General features: G+C 53.2%; 15 protein-coding genes. 12 read left to right on the top strand and 3 right to left on the bottom strand.

Translation table 11 applies throughout. The features are described 5' to 3' along the window. Positions 1 to 55 precede the first annotated feature (55 nt). The 12 genes from BUF15_RS03355 to BUF15_RS03300 all read left to right on the top strand — a co-directional run bounded on the left by BUF15_RS03355 (position 56) and on the right by BUF15_RS03300 (position 16,054). Positions 56 to 709, top strand: a complete 654-nt coding sequence (locus BUF15_RS03355) for a hypothetical protein (protein ID WP_073612033.1) — start codon at positions 56 to 58, stop codon at positions 707 to 709. Continuing rightward, entirely contained in the window at positions 706 to 1,074 is a 369-nt protein-coding gene (locus BUF15_RS03350) for a hypothetical protein (RefSeq protein WP_200802317.1), read from the top strand. The genes BUF15_RS03355 and BUF15_RS03350 overlap by 4 nt, the downstream gene beginning before the upstream one ends. Next, on the top strand, positions 1,064 to 2,194 hold the full coding sequence (locus tag BUF15_RS03345; protein WP_073612032.1) for a hypothetical protein: 1,131 nt from the start codon (positions 1,064 to 1,066) through the stop codon (positions 2,192 to 2,194). The genes BUF15_RS03350 and BUF15_RS03345 overlap by 11 nt, the downstream gene beginning before the upstream one ends. Beyond that, positions 2,191 to 2,706 carry a phage baseplate assembly protein V gene (locus BUF15_RS03340; RefSeq protein WP_073612031.1) on the top strand — a complete coding sequence of 172 codons (516 nt, stop codon included), beginning with the start codon at positions 2,191 to 2,193 and terminating at the stop codon, positions 2,704 to 2,706. Before BUF15_RS03345 ends, BUF15_RS03340 begins: the two co-directional genes overlap by 4 nt. A 13-nt stretch (positions 2,707 to 2,719) precedes the next feature. Continuing rightward, positions 2,720 to 3,037: a hypothetical protein gene (locus BUF15_RS03335; protein WP_073612030.1), complete on the top strand. Its 318-nt coding sequence runs from the start codon at positions 2,720 to 2,722 to the stop codon at positions 3,035 to 3,037. After that, positions 3,034 to 3,402, top strand: coding sequence for a GPW/gp25 family protein (locus BUF15_RS03330; RefSeq protein ID WP_143170622.1), 369 nt, complete (start codon positions 3,034 to 3,036; stop codon positions 3,400 to 3,402). The genes BUF15_RS03335 and BUF15_RS03330 overlap by 4 nt, the downstream gene beginning before the upstream one ends. Next, entirely contained in the window at positions 3,399 to 6,143 is a 2,745-nt protein-coding gene (locus BUF15_RS03325) for a putative baseplate assembly protein (protein ID WP_073612029.1), read from the top strand. Before BUF15_RS03330 ends, BUF15_RS03325 begins: the two co-directional genes overlap by 4 nt. Then, positions 6,140 to 9,103, top strand: a complete 2,964-nt coding sequence (locus BUF15_RS03320) for a putative baseplate assembly protein (RefSeq protein WP_073612028.1) — start codon at positions 6,140 to 6,142, stop codon at positions 9,101 to 9,103. The genes BUF15_RS03325 and BUF15_RS03320 overlap by 4 nt, the downstream gene beginning before the upstream one ends. Then, positions 9,100 to 11,118, top strand: a complete 2,019-nt coding sequence (locus BUF15_RS03315) for a hypothetical protein (RefSeq protein ID WP_073612027.1) — start codon at positions 9,100 to 9,102, stop codon at positions 11,116 to 11,118. Before BUF15_RS03320 ends, BUF15_RS03315 begins: the two co-directional genes overlap by 4 nt. Positions 11,119 to 11,334: 216 nt before the next feature. Next, complete coding sequence (locus BUF15_RS03310; RefSeq protein WP_073612026.1) at positions 11,335 to 14,781, top strand: DUF6519 domain-containing protein; 3,447 nt, start codon at positions 11,335 to 11,337, stop codon at positions 14,779 to 14,781. 11 nt (positions 14,782 to 14,792) lie between these two features. Then, positions 14,793 to 15,098 carry a hypothetical protein gene (locus BUF15_RS03305; RefSeq protein WP_073612025.1) on the top strand — a complete coding sequence of 102 codons (306 nt, stop codon included), beginning with the start codon at positions 14,793 to 14,795 and terminating at the stop codon, positions 15,096 to 15,098. Between the two features lie 551 nt (positions 15,099 to 15,649). Beyond that, a complete protein-coding gene (locus BUF15_RS03300; protein WP_143170621.1) occupies positions 15,650 to 16,054 on the top strand; it encodes a hypothetical protein in 405 nt (134 codons plus the stop codon). A 230-nt stretch (positions 16,055 to 16,284) separates the two neighbouring features. On the opposite strand, the gene BUF15_RS03295 is transcribed toward BUF15_RS03300, so the two are convergent. The 3 genes from BUF15_RS03295 to BUF15_RS03285 all read right to left on the bottom strand — a co-directional run bounded on the left by BUF15_RS03295 (position 16,285) and on the right by BUF15_RS03285 (position 19,195). Next, positions 16,285 to 17,601 (bottom strand): TRAP transporter large permease, encoded by a 1,317-nt coding sequence (locus tag BUF15_RS03295; RefSeq protein WP_073612023.1) that lies wholly within the window; start codon positions 17,599 to 17,601, stop codon positions 16,285 to 16,287. Next, positions 17,601 to 18,083: a TRAP transporter small permease gene (locus BUF15_RS03290; RefSeq protein ID WP_073612022.1), complete on the bottom strand. Its 483-nt coding sequence runs from the start codon at positions 18,081 to 18,083 to the stop codon at positions 17,601 to 17,603. Before BUF15_RS03290 ends, BUF15_RS03295 begins: the two co-directional genes overlap by 1 nt. 92 nt (positions 18,084 to 18,175) lie before the next feature. Next, on the bottom strand, positions 18,176 to 19,195 hold the full coding sequence (locus BUF15_RS03285; protein WP_073612021.1) for a TRAP transporter substrate-binding protein: 1,020 nt from the start codon (positions 19,193 to 19,195) through the stop codon (positions 18,176 to 18,178). Between the last annotated feature and the right edge of the window lie 156 nt (positions 19,196 to 19,351).

Genomic DNA, 19,351 nt, shown 5'->3' with positions numbered 1-19,351 from the left:
GTTCAACAATAAAAGGTTATTGAACTTTATCAATAGATGATCACGAGGTTGCCCAATGAGCAGTTTCCCCAACTCGCCCAGACTTCTTAAATGTGGAATCGTCGTAATGGAACCTGATACGGGCAGGGTGATCCGGGTGATCTCCCTGCAGTACAATCCGGATACCCTTTCTCGAAGTTTTCAGGTGCAGGCCTATGAGGAAGGGGGGGACCGCTCCGAGGTCCTTCGGCTGAAAAGCTCTCCGGTGGAGATCATACGGCTTGAAGCTGAGATCGATGCCACTGATCAGCTTGAGTTTCCAAAAGATAATCCCAACATTGTCAAGAACGGCATTCATGGGCAGTTGGCGACGCTTGAAACCATGCTCTATCCAAGCAGTGAAGCCCTGCAGAAAAACTATGAACAGGCAGGAAGGGGAGTGCTGGAGATCGTCCCCATGGAAGCGCCACTGACACTTTTTATCTGGAGCCGCCATCGTGCGGTACCCGTGCGGGTGACTGAATTTTCCGTTACTGAAGAGGCCTTTGATCCCTCTTTGAATCCAATCAGGGCGAGAATCAGTTTAAGCCTGAGGGTTCTGTCGGTCCATGATCTTGGTTTTCATCATCGTGGTGGCAGCCTGTTCATGAGTTATCTCAAAAACAAGGAAACCCTGGCCGGTTTGGTGGGGAGTGGTTCTCTGGGTACCCTCGGGATGGAGAGTATATGATGAATGATCCGCTGAAAGCATTGCTTGATGCCGGTGTCCTGAAGGCCAACACCTTTCCGGAAAACAGCAGATATCACGGTACTGACATTGGTATTCTGGTACAGGATGGCAGGATGCCGGTTGCCTATCTGAAACGTCGATTCATTCCGGGACCGGAACGTTTTGCCGTAATTCAGGAACATACTGTCGCAGAGGGTGATCGCGTGGACAATCTGGCTGCGCAGTATCTGGGAGATCCTGAGTTGTACTGGCGTCTCTGCGATGCCAACGGGGTGATGCACCCTGAGGAACTGACCGAAAGGGTTGGCGCTAAAGTTGTCATAACCCTTCCAGAAGGCGTTCCGGGAGTAACTGATGCAGAGTAGCGTCGAGCTGAATCTCTTTATCGGGCCTGCGGTGCCTGTTCCGGCACCCCGTTCGGTAATTGATGCACTCAGAAGGGTAGAGGTGCAGATCGGTTCGGGCGATACCCCGAGCGGTTTTCAACTCACCTTTTCGCTCTCAAAACGTTCACCACTGCAGACCCTTTTCCTGCTCACCGGCGGCAGCAGTATTCCGATAGTACGGGTAGTGATCATGGTCAGTATGGGGGCAAAGGCAGAAGTTGTCATGGATGGCGTTATGACCCATCATGAAATTCAGCCGGGTGGTGCCGGTGGTACATCCAGCCTGATTGTGAGGGGAAAGGACCTGACCGCCTTGATGGATTTTATCGAATTTAACGGGCTGCCCTATCCCGCTATGCCGCCAGCGCTGCGGGTGCTGACCATACTGGCCAAGTACGCAGCCTTTGGGATGGTCCCCATGGTGATCCCGAGCGTGGTTGAAGACCTGCCGATTCCCATCGAGCGTATCCCGACCCAGCAGGGGAGTGACCTCACCTATGTTTCGCAGCTCGCCAGCGAGGTGGGATATGTTTTTTACATTGATCCGCTGCCGGTTCCCGGTACATCCAGGGCCTACTGGGGGCCGGAGATCAAGGTCGGGCCGCCGCAACCGGCGCTGAATACCGATATGGATGCTTTCACCAATGTCGAGTCACTCTCATTTCGATTTGACAAGGAGACAAAAGAGATGCCGGTGGTTTTTATACAGGACCGGGTTACCAGGGCGCCGATTCCGATCCCGATTCCGGACATTACGCCGATGAATCCACCCCTTGGCCTGGTGCCGCCGCTGCCACCCAAGCTCCGGTATCTCAACGATACGGCCAGATTGTCTCCACTGGGAGCGGTGATGCAGGGCATGGCGTATGCCTCCCAACATTCGGATGCTGTTACCGGTGAAGGCAGTCTCAATGTCAGTCGCTACGGACGGATATTAAAAGCGCGCCAATTGGTCGGCGTACGTGGAGCCGGTGCCGCTTTTGATGGTCTGTATTATGTGAAAAATGTCAGTCATCAGATCGAGAGAGGTGAGTACCGGCAGAATTTTTCTCTGGCTCGCAACGGCTTGCTCTCAACACTACCAAGGGTTCACGTATGAGTAACAACCAGCAATATTTCGGCAAATATCGAGGCACAGTTGTCAACAATGTTGATCCGATGCAGATCGGCCGTTTGCAGGTCATGGTGCCGGATGTTTCCAATGTCATGATTTCCAGCTGGGCCATGCCCTGTATGCCGGTAGCAGGAACAAATATGGGTATCTACACCTTGCCGATGATTGGTGCCGGAGTCTGGATAGAGTTTGAGCAGGGCAACCCGGATTATCCCATATGGGTCGGCTGTTATTGGACCACCGCCGCGGAGGTACCTGTTCTCTCGCGTGTTGTTCCGCCGGCAGTACCAGGCATTACCATGCAGACCGCGCTCCAGAACGGTATCGTGGTGAGCGATGTGCCCGGTCCCACCGGTGGTATTCAACTGCAGACAGCAACCGGAGCCATGATCTCAATCACTGATGTCGGTATCACGATCTCCAACGGCAGGGGGGCCATTATCAACATGACCGGGCCGACGGTGGATATCAACGCCGGCGCCTTGACGGTCGTATAAGAGGAGGTTCTCCATGCCTGCCCCAATCCTTCATCTCGGTGCTGTCATCACCTGCATGCATGCTGGCCCCGCCCAGCCACTAACCCCTTTCCCGCGGGTTATGGTCAGCGGTCAGCCAGTGGTGACGCTTTCCACGCCCTATGCGGTGACCGGTTGCGCCCTGACCGGCACCGGTGCGCCACCCTGTGCCACGGCCCAGTGGGTGACAGGGGCCGTGCGTGTTATGGCAGGTGGAGCGCCGGTAATCATCCAAACCAGCCAGGCGGTTTGCACTCCTACCGGTACAGGGTTGCTGCCGCTGGTAGCGCAGACAAGGGTATTGGCAACATGATGCGAATCGATTACCCCTTACAGTTTGACGGCCGTGGCCGTACCGGCCAGAGTCGTGAGGATGAATATATCCGTGAGCTGATTGAGCAGGTGCTGCTGACCACGCCGGGAGAGCGGGTGATGCGTCCGACCTTTGGCTGTGGTGTCCGGGAGCTGGTCTTTGGCGCGGCGAGCCCTGAAGTGGCCACTGCCACCCAGTATCTGGTGCAAAGCTCTCTGCAGCAGTGGCTGGCTGAGCTGATCACGGTCGAGGCGGTGGATGTCGAGGTCCTTGAGAGTGCCTTGCTGGTAACTGTGGTCTACATTGTTCGGCGCAGTCAGAGCCGGGTCAGGGTCGAGGTCACGGTTTCGGGGGATTCGCCATGAGGTATTTCTGCTGTGATGAACGACGCCGGGAAGTAGTCAAGCTCAATGGCGTATTAAACGGCCTTGATTATGTTGAAGTGGATGACAGTGGCATAGCCGGCGATCCCATTCGTCAACGCACCCTGTTCCTGAAATTCCTTCAGCCGCCCCCTGTGCTGGCGGTAACGAATATTGTCATTGATGGCGGCGAGAGGATCGAGTCGGTTGCCGTCGACTGGCTCGCTCCGGCAACCGCTCTTCCGGCAGGCGAGCCGCCCGAGTTGGTTGAAGAACTTGATCCACCAGGCCATTTTCTGGTGATTCGCACCCGCTTTTATGGGGATTTTTCCTTCTACACCCTGCGGTTGGTCAGCGCCCCGGGGGACGATACTCCACCGGCAGGTTTTGACCCACGCCTTACCTCATTGCAATTCTCCTTCAAGGTACAGTGCGAGGCTGATTTTGATTGCGCCGAACAGACAGCCTGTGCCTCTTCGCCATCATCTGCTCCGTTGCTTGATTATATGGCCAGGGATTATAGAAGCTTTCGCCGCCTGATGCTTGACCGTATGCGTGTTCTTCTGCCCGAATGGCAGAGCCGTAGCAGTGCGGATCTCGGTGTTGCCCTGGTGGAGTTGTTGGCCTATACCGGTGACCATCTCTCATATCAGCAGGATGCTGTTGCCACCGAGGCATATCTGGGAACGGCCCGGCGCCGTACGTCCCTTAAACGGCATGCCCGATTAATGGATTATAAGGTTCATGAAGGTTGTAACGCCCGTTGCCTGGTGCGCGTATTTGTAAACGATGATGCGGTGATGCTGCCTCGTGCTACGGCCATGCTGACTCGCACTGCCAATATAGCCAACCGCATTGCTCCTGGTGGGGATGATTGGCTGGATGCTCTTGCGGCCGGAGCGGAAGTGTTTGAGACAGTCGAAGACAGTCTGCTGTACCAGCCGCATGAAGAGATGGAGCTCTATTCCTGGGGAGAACGCGAGTGTTGCCTTTCCAAAGGGGCGACAGCAGCGACCTTAAGAGGCCGTTACCCGCACCTTAAGGCGGGTGATGTAGTTATCCTGGCCGAGCAGTTCGGGCCACGAACAGGTTTTTCAGAAGATGCCGACCGCAGCCATCGGCATGGTGTGCGCCTAACGCATGTGCAGCCGTCTGAAGATCCCTCAGGCGGACTGTTTCTCGAGCCACCGGATACTCATCCCGTCCCTGTCACTGAAATTCAGTGGGAAGAGGCCGATGCTCTACCCTTTACCCTGTGTATTTCGACCATAACCGACAAGGTCCATGGCGAGCAGTATCTTGATCGAGTGAGTGTCGTTTACGGTAATGTGGTCCTGGCAGATCATGGCCGTAGCATCAAAAGTGAACCTCTGGGAGTTGTCCCCCGTGGCACCCTTGCCGGAGCCGCCTTGAACACAACATTGAATTGCGACCGTTTGTCTCCTGCCTATATCCCCCCCCGCTTTCGGCCGCTTCTCGCTGAGGGACCATTAGCCCATGCACTGCCTTTGCAACGTAGTCATTACTTTGCCATGGAGACCACCCCGGCCATCCTGGCTGATTTGGAGGGGCTGAATTACTCTGCCGATGTGCAGGCGGCTTTGCAAGGCCAGGGGATACATTTCAGCGGAACTGTGTTGATACAGGGAGGGGATGGTTGTTGGTCCGTTGCCGATGGCCGCAGTAGTTATCGGCTCGTATTTGAACTGGGGCGGCTGCAGGTTTATAGCAATGGGTTGGCCGTTACCCGTCTGCTTGCGGAAGATCCGCGCAGGGCACGGCCCCAAGTCACCCTTTCCAGTTATTATATCGACCAGACAGATACCTGGCATCCCCGGCAGGATCTGCTGGCGAGTAACGGTGAGGCACGGGAGTTTGTCGTTGAAACCGAACATGACAGGACTTCCTTTATCCGTTTTGGTGATGATTACCATGGACGACGACCCGAAAGCGACACCGAGTTCAGTGCGGATTACCGTATCGGCAACGGTATATCGGGCAATGTGGGTTTGGAATCCATTGCCCATATCGTTACTCACGATGGTCGTCTGCTGCGGGTGAGTAATCCCATGCCCGCCCGGGGTGGGGTCGATCCTGAAAGTGCCGAGCAGATAAGGCGCGATGTCCCTGAGGCCTTCCGCACCCAGGAGCGGGCGGTTACCCCGGCCGATTACGCTGAGATAGCTGCGCACCCGAGCGATGTCCAGAAAGCTGCCGCCACTTTCCGCTGGACGGGGAGTTGGCACACGGTCTTCATCACTGCTGACCGTAAGGGCGGAAAAGCTGTGGATGATCAGTTTGAAGATGAGATTCTCGATCACGTTGAACGGTATCGTATGGCAGGCTATGACCTGGAGGTCGACGGTCCCCGTTACGTGCCGTTGGAATTGGCCATGACTGTCTGTGTGAAGCCTGAGTATTTCCGCTCCGATGTCCGTGCAGCCCTGATGCGCATTTTCAGTAAGGGCTGGCTGGAGGATGGCCGGCCGGCACTTTTTCATCCGGATAATTTTACCTTCGGCCAGCCGGTGTATCTCAGCAGACTCTATGCCGCCGCCCAGTCGGTCCAGGGAGTGGCCTCGGTGGTTATCGATCGTTTTCAGCGGCTGAGAATGGTGGATGACAGACAGCCTCTCGATGATGGTGTGCTGAAACTCGGTCGACTCGAGATTGCCAGGCTCGATAACGATCCGAACTTTCCGGAACGTGGAGTGGTGCACATTGAAGTAGGAGGTGGCAAATGAGCAAAAGCGATTTTACAGACCACCCGTCGTCACAGAATGCCTGCGGTTGTTGTGAAGGTGTCGGTAGTCAGTCTCCTGCTCGTGTTTACAATCGACCTGGTCTTACGGCCGTCGCGTACCGCATTGGCAATCATGGCAGCGTTCTGGCGACCCTTCTCGCACGCCTGTCGGCGAAGGACTATCCGGCTCTGGCGAAACTGCGAACCCGCGATCGTGACGATTTTTCGATCGCCCTGCTTGATGCCTATGCCTGCATGGCCGATGTCCTCTCGTTTTACCAGGAACGTATTGCCAACGAATCCTATCTGCGGACAGCGGGTGAACGGTTGTCCATGCAAGAGCTGGCCCGTCTGATCGGCTATCGTCTGAACCCCGGGGTTGCAGCCGAAACCTATCTGGCCTTTATGGTTGAAACAGCGGAAGGTGCCCCGAAACAGGTCCAGCTTGCAGCCGGAATCAAGGTGCAGAGTGTGCCTGGGCAGGATGAAAAACCAGAGACCTTCGAAACCGTCGAAAAGATAGAAGCACGACCGGAATGGAACATCCTGCAACCACGGATGAGTGAGATGAAGGTTCCTGTCTTTGGAACCAAAACCATTTATCTGCAAGGCACCGCAACGCAGCTGAAGGCAGGTGATGCGTTACTCTTTGTCGGCAGCGAGCGTGAAAAAGAGTCCGGGAGCGAGCGCTGGGATTTTCGCAGGATCAGCAGTCTCAAGGTCGACAGTGCTGAAGGTACAACCAAAGTGATACTGGAACGCGGTCTGGGATCGGTGTTCCCAAATGTTGATCCTGCTGGAAACCCCGATGTCTTTGCGTTGCGGCAGCGGGCCTCGCTTTTTGGCTATAATGCACCCGACTGGCGCATCATGTCCGAGCAAATGCAACGCGGTTATCTGGGCATGGACGCCGATGACGCTACCGACATTCCCGCTACCGACTGGCCAGGTTTTACCATTGCCGATATTTCAGATCCGCCTGTCAGGACGGCTTCCGGAAAAGGTCTCTATGCAGAATATTTTGACACCAAAGAGCTGACCAAACGGAAACTCACGCGTATTGACCCCACCGTGAACTTTGACTGGGGAACAGGGGCGCCCGATCCGTCGATTGGTGCTGATACCTTTTCGGTACGATGGTCCGGCTGGGTTCAAGCGCCTGTGACCGGGAGTTACACCTTCTACACCCGATCCGACGATGGTGTGCGGCTGTGGGTCGATGACCAGCTGATCATCAATGAATGGTCCGTTCATGCTCTCAAAGAGGACAGCGGTACCATCTATCTTAACGAAAAAGAGAAAGTTAACATCAGGTTGGAATTTTATGAAAATGGAGTGAACGCAGTCATCAAGTTGTACTGGGCCTATCCGGGGCAGAGCAAGCAGATCATCCCGCAAGAGCGGCTGTATCCACGTAATATCCATACGCTCCATCTCGATGCCGTTTATCCGGGAATCGTTCCAGGTAGCTGGCTGGTGTTATCCATTCCGGAATATCAGGAGCTGTACAGCGTTACCTCTGCGGGAGAGGATTCCCGGGCAAGTTTCAGCCTGACTGGAAAAACGACCCGTTTGCAGGTGAAAGGCGAGAATCTGCTGGAGCTGTTCAACGATCAGGTGCGTGAGACAGCTGTTTTTGCACAGAGCGAGAAACTTACTCTGGCCAATACCCCTATAGTCAATAACGTTTCGGGTTGGTCTCTTGCTGTCGATAAGAAGGTTGAGGGAATCCTGCCTGAGCACAAACTGCTACTCTGCGGTGAGACCGTCGCCGGAGCAACGAACTGCGAAGTGTTAACCGTCTCAAAGAGTGAGCCGGATGGATCGGCGACAAAACTCTACTTCACCAGCCAGCTGAAGCAGACGTACAAACGACAAACGGTGAAGGTCTATGCCAATGTGGTTGTTGCCACTCACGGCGAAACCGTGCATCAGATTCTGGGGAGCGGTGCAGCACAGACCGCCCATCAGCGCTTTGCCCTGAAACATGCGCCCCTGACCTTTGTCCGTGCCGACAACGAGAGTGGTGCCGAGACTGCTCTTGAAGTGCGGGTGAATGATATCGCCTGGCATGAGGTCTCTTCTCTCTATGGCGCCGAGCCGGATGATCGCAGCTATGTGGTCCGGGTGGATGGAAATGGTGGTGGTGAAATCCAGTTTGGAGATGGCAAGCGGGGGGCTCGTCTCTCGACCGGCCAGGAGAATGTGCTGGGCATCTACCGTAAAGGCATCGGTAGCACCGGCAACTTGAAGGCAGGACAGCTGAGACAGCTGCTCACTCGACCGCTTGGGCTAAAAGAAGTGTCCAATCCGCTGGATGCCACCGGTGGCGTCGATGCTGAATCGGTAGAGGATGGTCGCCGCAACATGCCTCTCGGGGTGCGAACCCTTGGGCGCGCTGTTTCACTACAAGACTATGAAGATTACGCCCGTGCCTATACCGGTATTGCCAAGGCCAGGGCAGATGTCCTGAACCTCAGGGATAACCGCACCATCTTCATAACGGTGGCGGGCAAGAATGCGGTGCAGCCGGTAAGTGGTGGGCCAACCCTCACGAGTCTGCTCAACTCACTGAAAAAAAACAGTGATCCATTCGTTGCCTGTACGGTTGCAGCGTATAACCAGGCCTATTTTAAGCTGGCATTGCGCATCAAGCGTCATCCCGATCATGTAATAGAGCGTGTCCTGTCTGATGTGGAGGCAGCACTGCGAAACGCCTTTTCCTTTGATGTGCGTGAGTTTGGCCAGAGTGTTGCCCGTTCTGAGATTATTACTATTGCCCAGAAGGTAGAGGGGGTGGAAGGCGTGGATGTCGATCGCCTTTACCTTGGAACCGACTGGGCACTGGAAAGCAGGCTGGTTCCGGAACCTGCCTTCGCGGGCAGTGACGGTAACGGGGTGGCGGCCGAGTTGCTGCTGCTTGATCCAGGCCCGCTCGACTATCTTGAGGAGATGCTATGAGCAGAATTGTCGACCTGCTATATCAACGCTTGCCTGCCATTCATCGTATCCGTGATGCTGAGCAGGGCTATCCTCTGCGTGAGTTGTTGAGCGTTGTAGCCGAACAGCTGGCAGCCATGGAGGAGAACCTTGAGCAGCTCTACGATGATCAGTTCATTGAGACCTGTGCCGAGTGGGTTGCCCCCTACATCGGTGACCTGATCGGCTATCATACCCTGCACGGGGTGGTGCCGGGGGTGGCCTCTCCTCGGGCGGATGTTGCCAATACCATCCGGTATCGACGTCGCAAGGGCACAGCCTCAATGCTGGAGCAGGTGGCAAGGGATGTCACCGGCTGGCCGGCCAGGGTGGTGGAGTTCTTTCAGCTGCTGGGTTGGACCCAGCATATGAACCACCATCGCTTAAAGGCGCATTACAGCCCGGACCTGCGTCAGTGGCAGCGATTGAAATGGCTCGACACCCCGTTTGATACTGTGGCCCACAGTGTCGAGGTGCGGCGCATAGCAAGCGGGGCAGGCCGCTACAACATCCCCAATGTTGGTCTTTTTCTCTTTCGAATCCGCGCTTTTCCATTGACCCGTTCCCCTGTAGTGGCCGACCCCGCTCTGGGTGGTGGTGCACTGGTCCGTTGTAATCCGCTTGGAGTCGACATGGTGTTGTACAATGCGCCTGAAACCGAGGAGGAGATCAGCCATCTTGCCGAGCCCGGCAACGTTCCCCAGCCACTGACGAAGCGCTGGATCAAGACGCACCTGGCAGACTATTATGGCCCGGACAAAAGTTTGGTGCTGGAGCGGGCCGGGGCTGATCCGCCGCAGCTGATTTCCAGCGAAGATATCTGTATCTGCGATCTCAGTGATGTGGAAGATGGCGGCGGTACAGTAATCGGCTGGGCCTGTCAGCCTGCCGCCGGTTCCACGAAGGTTGCCATAGATCCGGAGTTGGGACGTATCGCCTTTGGCGATCCACCTGCGACTCCGGTACTGGTAAGCTTTCATTATGGCTTTTCCATTGCTATCGGCGGCGGTGAATACGAGCGAGGTACTGCCGAAATAGTGACGGTGGATCAACGCGTCAGTGGCGGCGCGCTGCTGCAGCCTGCCCTTAATCTTGTCAAGAGCGGCGGAATCGTTGAGATCACCGATAGCTATAGGTATGAAGAGACACCGGTAATTGCCGTTGATTCCCGAGCCAGTGTCACCCTTCGCGGGGCAAATGGTGCCCGACCATTTCTGCAGGCGATTGGCGACATCAGCCTGCAGCTGGGAGGCGAAGCCACCCTGGTCCTTGATGGCCTCGTCATATCAGGAGGTATGCTGAATTTGCCTGACTTCGGCGACGATGAGCCACGCTACCTGGTCCTCCGGGACTGTACCCTGGTTCCGGGCGCTGGTGCAGCACTCTCTGTGGCGCATTCTTTTACCGAAATCACCCTTGAACGCTGCATTACCGGGCCATTGCATATCGTGGCCGACAGCAAGGTGACCTTGCGGGAATGTATTGTGGATGCCACGGATCCGGAACTGGTAGCCTATCGTGGTCCGGGTGGCGATGATCTCTCTGTCGGCGGTATCATGAGGCTTGAGAACTGTACCATTATCGGCAAGATCCACACCCGGCAGGTGACGATGGCCAGTGACTGCCTGTTTGTTGCCTGGCTGGCTGCAACGGGAGATACCTGGAGCGCACCGCTATGGGTGGAACGAAGGCAGAAAGGGTGTATCCGTTTTTCCTATGTTCCATCAGGTTCACGTACTCCGCGCTGTTATCACTGCCAGCCGACAGAGGGGGATCTGCAGACCCGGCCCCATTTCACATCCCTTCGTTATGGTGACCCCGGATACTGCCAACTCCGTCAGGCAACGCCTGACACAATTCGCCGGGGAGCCCATGACGAGAGTGAGATGGGCGTCCTGCATGGCTTGTATCAACCACAGCGGGAGACCAATTTGCGGATACGGCTGGATGAATATCTTCGTTACGGTTTGGAAGCGGGCATTTTTTATTCCAGCTGAGGCAGGCAGGGAAAAGGGAGGGAACTATTCAGCCAATGGCAAATGACTCTCATTCTTCCCAGATTTGTAACTATTTATCAGTGCTTCAGATATCAATAAGCAGGTCGATTAGCTATACACCTGTATGCTGGGCGGCCTGATAGTTGACAGATGGAGTGCTGCTGAATAGTTGCAAGCGAGGAAGCACAAACGCTAGACGAGAAGGAGAAAACACCCATGAGTGGTGATTATAGTCGTTATCGATTTGGTCCTAAAAACAACTATGTCGGCGTCAAAATGCAGCAGGGCAGGGTGCAGCTCGACGCAGACTGGAACGAATGGGCCGATGCCATTGACCGGCGCAACAGGGCGGAAACCGTAGATACCTTCGGTATTGCCGGCTCCCCCGGCATTGGCTGTGTGGCAGTAGTTTCGCCGCTTACGCCCGATGGATTCCTTATCGAGGTGAGCGGCGGTAGTTTTACCATCGGCGAGGGCCGTATGTATGTGGATGGCTTGCTAGCGGAAAACTTCGGTGATCCGGATGGCGCACAGGCGTTTGATCCGGTGCTGGCCGAAGAGTATGGCGAAGATCCCATTGCTTATGATCAACAGCCGTATCATCCTGATCCTGCTTTATTGCCGGATGGCGGACCGCATCTTGCCTACCTGGAAGTGTGGCAGCGGGAGGTGACCCATCTGCAACGCCCCGATCTGGTGGAACAGGCTATCAGTGTGGATACCACTACCCGCACCCAGATTGTGTGGCAGGTCAGACTGCTGGAGAACATCTCTACCGGGATCACCTGCACCAGTCCCGACACTGATCTGGAGGCGGCATGGGACGATCTGACAAGCCCATCGGCTGGACGTCTCTCAAGTCGGGATGTTGAGTTTACCGGCGGTGATGACCCCTGCCAACTCCCCCCCAGCGGCGGCTATCGCGGAATGGAAAATCAGCTCTACCGTGTCGAGATACACGATGGAGGTGATCTCGGCTCAGCCACATTCAAATGGTCGCGCGATAACGCAAGCGTTGCAGTGTCTGTTACTGAAGTGATTTCTGCCAGCGAGTTGAAGCTGGCGAGTCTTGGACGCGATGCGGTGCTCCGCTTTAACAGCGGGGACTGGGTCGAGATCGTCGATGACTGGCGTGAGCTTTCCGGTGACGATGCAGATCCTATGCGGCGTTTTGGCGAGATGCGAAAAATTACTGTTAATGATGCCAAGCAAACCATTACGTTTAGTCCGGCACTACCCGCTAATCTCGTCCCAACCGATATCGGCGATGATACCCTTGAGAAACGGCATCTGCGCGCCATACGCTGGGATCAGAAAGGTGAGGTCCGGGACGCTGAAGATAACCTGCTCGTCGACCTTGATGGGGCCGGTAGCCAGGGTGTCATCCCGGTGCCCGCTGCCGGTGTCTGGGTGCACCTGGAAAACGGGGTGCAGATAGCGTTCAGCCGTGATCCTGACGGTGGTGAGTTCCGTTGCAACGATTTCTGGAATATCGCGGCCAGGGCTTCCGATAGTTCATTGGAAAAGCTCACGACGGCCCCGCCTCAGGGCATACACCGTCACTATGCCCGCCTGGCTCTGGTCACTTTTCCAGGGGATGAGACAGATTGCCGTGAACACTGGCCTCCCGACTTTAGCGGCGGGTGTTGTGACATCGTGGTCAATCCGGGTGAGAATATCCAGGATGCAATTGATGCCCTGGCGGAGACGGGGGGCTGTGTCTGCCTTCGCACCGGTGTACATGAGATCGCAGCACCCCTAGAAATATACACATCCGACATCCGTTTCCATGGGGAAAGCCCAGGTGCAATCGTCCGTGACAGCAGCGGTCTTGACTATATGCTGGAGATTGGCTGCGCCGATCAGGTTGTAACCAGGGTGGAAGTGGAATCCATTCGTTTTGAAACGACGGTGGCTGCGGAAGAATCGTTTCTGTTGTATCTGCATGATTGTTCCGAGGTATTGGTGACCGGATGTGGTTTAGCTGTTGTGGGACAACAGCTTTCAGGTCATGTTGGTATCCTGATGCAGGATGTGGCTGATGTGGTCGTTAGAGATAACCATATGCGTAATATGTTTGTGGGCATTTGGGTTTTCGACTTCAGCGATCGCCTGCTGATTGAGCGGAATAGCATCAGTGGCATGGTGTATAGATTATTGGATTCTACTGATAGCAATCTGACGTTTTCTTTTGGTTTGTATGGAGTCCGGATTGATAGCGACATGGACGCTTCCTGTCAGATCGACAGTAATCGGTTCCATGATTTTCAGATAGGTGTCTGGCTGCGAGGAGGGGCACGCTACTCACAGGTTGTCAATAATGAGATCCGTCGCACGGGTGAGATTGTGGGGTTGCCTGTACCTACAGACACAACAGCGTTGCGTGTCTATCTCGACGACAGTGTCTATGCAATCATGGTTGATGTGGAACAGTGCCGAGTCGCAGACAACTTTATTGAGCTGCCAGGTGCGCTCTGGGGTGGTATTCGGGCTGGGGCTGATCATACGGTAGTTGTTGATAATGTTCTACACTCCGCCAGTAAACCCTCTCCGGCGGCGGCGTTACCGGCCGGTATCTATTGTCTAGGCCCGTTGGCGAAAAATGACGGTACAGGGGATTATAGTCGTATAGACGGAAACAGGCTAATCGGTCCAAGTGTTGGGATTGTTATCTCCCGCGTGAATCATGTTACGGTCGAAAATAATCGTATCGATGGCATGGGGAGTGGCTGGTTTGGTGTACGGGTTGATGACTGCAACGAGACGCGCGTATGCAGGAATACGATAGAGGAAGTCTATTTTGGCATCTTGCACAGCACAGGTGAAGATAATCACGTTTGCGGGAACAGTGTTCAGCAATGCGGTATGGGCATTACATCCCTTCAGGAAGATTTGCTCAAAGTCAGCGACAACAGAATCTCACAATGTCTGATGAGCGGTATACTCCTTGAGATCTTCGCCTCGGCAAACCTCAGCAACAACCTTGTCAGCTGTTGTGGGTACAGTGGTTTTACCTCACTTGGCATTACTGTATTTGCCGAGCATCTTTTCGCAGAGTCGGATGCCATGGTGCGTATTGAAGGGAACGAGATCCTCGATACCGGTATTGATCCTTTGACCAATACTGGCAGGGACATGCCTGCAATAAGTATCGGTGTCGCCTGTCCGGTCTGTCAGATAAACCACAATCGTACCGGCTATACCAGTAACGGATTTGAGGCTCAGAGGGAACATCGGGCGCTGTTATTGATCGGGCCGATGGGATTCCACTATGATCTGGAAAAACTGGCCATTGAATTGATGTTTGGCAGCGCTGTGGTCACGGATAACCATTTCCGTGGTCCCGGCCGCAGTTGTCTGGTGGAATTTCGCTATTGGGCCATCAACGAATGGATAGAATTTTGCTTCGAGAAAGTCACCTTCAACAATAATGTATGTGATCACCTGCAAACTGAGCCTTTGGAGGATGGGGCTACAATACGCTTGTGGGGACGGAATTTGATTGCCATGGGCAACTATGTCAAGGCGGGATACAACGTTAATTCCATGTCGCTTGGCAATCGTCACCGGGTTGCGCTGATGGGCAATATAACTACCGGAGACTTCATTCGGGTCGGCACCACTACCCCGGCACCGCTGACCGATTTCAATATTCGTAGCTAAGGGAGCGTGAGATGGAGATAAAGGATTTTGATCAGGCAATGAAACAGCACAAAGAAATCTCGACCGCATTAATGGCCAGGATTGAGAAAATCCGCAAAGAAAAACCACCTACGACAGCAGTAACAATCAAGGAGCAGGGAAAACGTGTAGCCCAGGCCAAACGGGAACTCACTGCCGTGAAAAAGGAAATGGACCTGGTTGTAGCCTCTTTGAACAAGAAGATACAAAGCAGGAGTAAGACCGTGGAACGCCTGGAACACGAACTGCAGGAAATGAAAGAGAAGGTGAAAGAGCAGGAAAAGATCAAAAAGAAATAGGAATGTACTGGTGGGTGAAATCAGTGCTGCCCTGGATGTTGTTGTGTCACCTTTTTCTGATTAGTGAATATCAATCAAGTGGTTGGTGATGCCGATTTTGGTGCAGTCTTCCACTATTGACGAACTTCCTCAATGAGCAATAGCTGGAAAAGGCGGAGTGCAAAGCCCAGAGCATCAATAGCAGCATAAACAATTTTTTGATTACCCCTCATTCTCAGCCTGATAAGGTTAGGTGAGAGGTGAGAGGTGTGACATATTGGGAAGTGGTCACTCAACAGAATTTCTCCTACTTTCATATTGTTGGAACGAGCACTATCATTTCATGCAGGCGCTCCTCACTCCTCTCTCCTAACCCTTCACTTCATGTAGCTGAGCTTTCGGGGTAATCAGAAACAATTTTATACTGACATAAGTTTTGCTATTGCTGATAGCATGTAATATAATATGCAATAGGCGGAGAGCTAACCGCAAGGCAATGATGGACGATCGAATGTGATCAATCTTTGCAGGTTGTTTCGGAGCAAGCTTTAAAGGACATAATGATGATTCAGATGACATCTTCGGCAGCGAAGGCCATGACAGAGTTCTTTCAAAACAGGGAATCGTCACCTGTTCGCATTTCGTTGTTGACCGGTGGTTGCGGTATTCGCTTTTTCGGTATCAGCACCGATGCTCGAAAACAGGAAGACCAGTGTTATCAGATCGAAGGCTATACTATTATGGTCGATCCTGCACTGATGCATGAATATGGTCCGATCACCATAGACAGTGACGGGTTTGCATTTCGTTTAAGTGGGAGCGGAATAGTTCCTCCAAATGCATGCGGAACATGTGCATTCGGGTGTAGTCCTACCGGCAAAATGCGCTGTAACGGCATATGCAAAAGCTGCGAGACCCCCTGTGCGAAAGGCAGACGAATGAGAGCCAGACGCAAGCTTGCTGCTGCAAAAATGTAACCCACCGCTTGTCGCTTCTGTATAAGAGAAGCGACAAGGGGTGTGCTTAACCTCTGTCAGGTCCTTATTTCTACGATTTTTCTCGCTATCCCTTCAAACCTGCTTGGCGCGAGTCGGAGGGCCAGGCATTCGCTCCCAACCATCAGTTGTGCATTCCAGATGCGAAGACAGAACGTAATACCTTGGTCAGGTGACCAGCTCAAGGCACCCGTCAAATAGTCATTATTCTGCTAGCCCATCAGGTTGGGTAGAAACAGGACAATTTGCGGAAAGATAGCCATGAGAATTGAACCGATCAAAACTGCGATCATGAATGGGGCGATTCCCTTGAAAATTGATTCTAACCTCATTGGTGGGCCCGGTAATCCCTGAGACACGCCATAGACGACATAAACATTGATGCCGACAGGCGGTGTGATGACACCCATTTCAGTGACCATGACGATGATGATTCCAAACCAGATAGGATCGTAACCGAGATTCATAATAATCGGGAAGAACACAGGGATGGTAAGCATTACCAAGGCCAGGGAGTCCATAAAACAGCCACCCAGGAAGTACACCAGAATAATCATAAATAAAATAAGGAGTGGCGGCAGATCAAAACCACCGATCCAGGTGGCGATATCATACGGGATGCGGGTTACAGCGAGAAATTTACCAAAAACCGTGGCACCTGCGACCAGCATCATTATCATGCATGAGGTATTGAGCGTTTCGTAGAGGGCATCGACAAATGATTTCCAGCTGAGTTGCCGTTGGACAACGGATATTGTCAGCACACCGATAACACCTACCGATGCCGCTTCAGTAGCTGTACAGATGCCAAAAAACATACTGCCGATGACCAGAATGAAGATGAGCAGGGTTTCGCCCATGCCCCGGAGTGATCGAATTCTCTCTTTCCAGCTGAACCTTTCTCCTTTCGGTCCATGTTCCGGGGCAAGTGCACACCAGATGAGAACGGTCAGGATGAACAATATGGTTACAAGGATAGCCGGAATTATCCCGGCCATGAAGAGTTTGCCGATAGATTGCTCAGTGAGAATTCCGTAAATAATCAAGACGACACTGGGGGGCATGATCATCCCCAGACCACCGCCTGAGGCCACAGAGCCCGCTGCCAGAGAGTCGCTATAGCCGAATTTTCGCATCTCAGGCAAACCTACCGTTGCCATGGTAGCTGCGGTTGCTGCGCTTGATCCGCAGACTGCCCCAAAGGCAGTGCAGGCCGTTACTGTTGCTATGGCCAGGCCACCCTTTTTGTGACCGAGAAATCGATATGCTGTTGCGTAGAGTTTGCCGCTAATACCGGAATTGAAGGCAATTTGGCCCATGAGGATAAACAGTGGGATTGTGGTCAAGCTATATGATGAGAAAACTTCATAGAAGTCTTTGACCAGCAGATTCATGCTGCCATGCATTGAGGCGGTTAAAGCAAATCCAAGAAAGCCAACCGTAGCCATGACATAGGCTACCGGCATCTTGGTTAAAAACATGGCGATCATAAATACAATTCCAACAACACCTATCGTCGTACCACTCATTATTTCCACAATTTGGTAAAGGTTTTAATGATCGCCATGACCATAACAAGGCAGAGGATGACGCAGCAACAGGCCAGGGCCAGAATAATGAAATACTCTGGCAGATGCAGATTGAGGGATACCTCACCCGAGGCCTTTTGCTTAAAGCCAAAGAGGAACATACGCCAGCTGATTATGCTAAACAGTGCAAGGCTCAGTATCTCGACACACAGCTCAATGAACAATCGTAATTTTTTTGGCAGCTTCGTTACCAATAGTTCGACACCGATATGGATTCGGCTGACCTGGGCAACCGGCATTGCTGTGGCTATGGCGAAAACTGCCATGAAACTGACAAGTTCTACCGTACCAAAAATCGGATGTTTAAACAGGCGTCCGATGATGTCGGCACAGGTGAGGACTGCCATGCCAAAAAGACAGAATGCTCCAACAATTCGCAGTTTTTCCGAGAGAAACTGGATCGACTTTTCCAAAATATCCATTACTCTCCCTTCTCCTTGTAAGGGGAATTGCCCGTCTGCAGACTGAAACAAAGAAGCCGCTCAGTCTGCAGAGTTGGCCAGACAGGTTTCTATTACTTATTGGCTTTCAGAGATGCCTTGATGGTTTCGATGACATTTTTACCATCTATTCCTTTCTTGCTGATCTCAGCGGCATACTCATCAATATAAGGCGTAACTGCGGCTGCCCAGCGGGCAGATTCCTCTTCGCTGAGATCGATAGTGGTATTTCCTTTTTTCAGGAAATCGTCCATGGCGACTTTGTCGCTTTCATCCCATGCCTCACCATGCTTAACGAGCCATTCTTTATTGATAGCTGTAATAATTTCCTGGTCTTTGGGGTCAAGAGAGCCCCATTTATCTTTGTTGATGGCGACAAAGAAGGTCGTGGTGTAGGCAACGGAGTAGGCGCGTGTGGTATACTTGATGACTTCGCCCAATTTCCAGCCAAGATTGGCTTCCATTGGATGGGCGCTACCATCAACCACACCTTTTTGCAGACTTTCATATGCCTCTCCCATGGACTGGGCAACCGGAGTTCCGCCGAGGCTCTTGACCATGCCTGCACTCATGCCGGTTGAACGGATTCGCAGTCCTTGGAGATCTTCAAGTTTTTTTGCCTCTTTATCTCTGGTGTTAATGAAACCCGGACCATGGGCATGCAGATAAAGGAGGTGAACGTCGTCGAATTCCGACGGTTTCAAGGTGTTGTACACGTCATTGGCGACTTTAGTCGCAACAACGCCTGAAGGGTATCCTAGGGGCAGATCGAGAGCTGCGGTGACAGGAAAACGGCCAGCGGTATAGGCAAGCACCGAGAATCCAACATCAGCAATGTCATCAACCACGCCATCATATATCTGTTTGCCGTTCAGGAGGCTGCCACCTGGATAATACTCAAACTTTACTCTTCCTTCAGTCTTTTCTTCAACGGCTTTGCACCAGGCTTCGGCCAGCTGACTTTGACTGTGGGTTGGGGGGAAAAACGTTGCGTATTTCAGGGTGACATCTTTTGCGGTGGAACCAGAGGGGATGATGAGGAGCAGTGACCAAATTGCCAGAACGAACGAGCCGGAATACAAGATTCTTTTCATGCGTAACCTCCGTTGATGTTGTTTTCTGTCCAGTTGGTTTCTAATGCCGCTGTCATATACAACTGTTTGTGCCACAATGGCATGGCGAACGCCCTGTCATCTGTCAAGGTGAACCAGTGACAGGCAAGTCGCTATTATCCTAACAGATGTTGCAGT

Origin of the sequence: Desulfopila aestuarii DSM 18488 (assembly GCF_900143695.1) — a bacterium.
Classification (GTDB): domain Bacteria; phylum Desulfobacterota; class Desulfobulbia; order Desulfobulbales; family Desulfocapsaceae; genus Desulfopila; species Desulfopila aestuarii.
Note: the sequence above shows the minus strand (reverse complement) of the source record. Positions and strands in the feature narration are given on the sequence as shown.

Coding starts and splice junctions, on each gene's coding strand:
- BUF15_RS03340 (WP_073612031.1), top strand. CDS start 2,191: ATGAGTAACAACCAGCAATATTTCGGCAAATATCGAGGCACAGTTGTC.
- BUF15_RS03290 (WP_073612022.1), bottom strand. CDS start 18,083: ATGGATATTTTGGAAAAGTCGATCCAGTTTCTCTCGGAAAAACTGCGA.
- BUF15_RS03285 (WP_073612021.1), bottom strand. CDS start 19,195: ATGAAAAGAATCTTGTATTCCGGCTCGTTCGTTCTGGCAATTTGGTCA.
- BUF15_RS03320 (WP_073612028.1), top strand. CDS start 6,140: ATGAGCAAAAGCGATTTTACAGACCACCCGTCGTCACAGAATGCCTGC.
- BUF15_RS03310 (WP_073612026.1), top strand. CDS start 11,335: ATGAGTGGTGATTATAGTCGTTATCGATTTGGTCCTAAAAACAACTAT.
- BUF15_RS03355 (WP_073612033.1), top strand. CDS start 56: ATGAGCAGTTTCCCCAACTCGCCCAGACTTCTTAAATGTGGAATCGTC.
- BUF15_RS03335 (WP_073612030.1), top strand. CDS start 2,720: ATGCCTGCCCCAATCCTTCATCTCGGTGCTGTCATCACCTGCATGCAT.
- BUF15_RS03305 (WP_073612025.1), top strand. CDS start 14,793: ATGGAGATAAAGGATTTTGATCAGGCAATGAAACAGCACAAAGAAATC.
- BUF15_RS03315 (WP_073612027.1), top strand. CDS start 9,100: ATGAGCAGAATTGTCGACCTGCTATATCAACGCTTGCCTGCCATTCAT.
- BUF15_RS03350 (WP_200802317.1), top strand. CDS start 706: ATGATGAATGATCCGCTGAAAGCATTGCTTGATGCCGGTGTCCTGAAG.
- BUF15_RS03345 (WP_073612032.1), top strand. CDS start 1,064: ATGCAGAGTAGCGTCGAGCTGAATCTCTTTATCGGGCCTGCGGTGCCT.
- BUF15_RS03300 (WP_143170621.1), top strand. CDS start 15,650: ATGACATCTTCGGCAGCGAAGGCCATGACAGAGTTCTTTCAAAACAGG.
- BUF15_RS03330 (WP_143170622.1), top strand. CDS start 3,034: ATGATGCGAATCGATTACCCCTTACAGTTTGACGGCCGTGGCCGTACC.
- BUF15_RS03325 (WP_073612029.1), top strand. CDS start 3,399: ATGAGGTATTTCTGCTGTGATGAACGACGCCGGGAAGTAGTCAAGCTC.
- BUF15_RS03295 (WP_073612023.1), bottom strand. CDS start 17,601: ATGAGTGGTACGACGATAGGTGTTGTTGGAATTGTATTTATGATCGCC.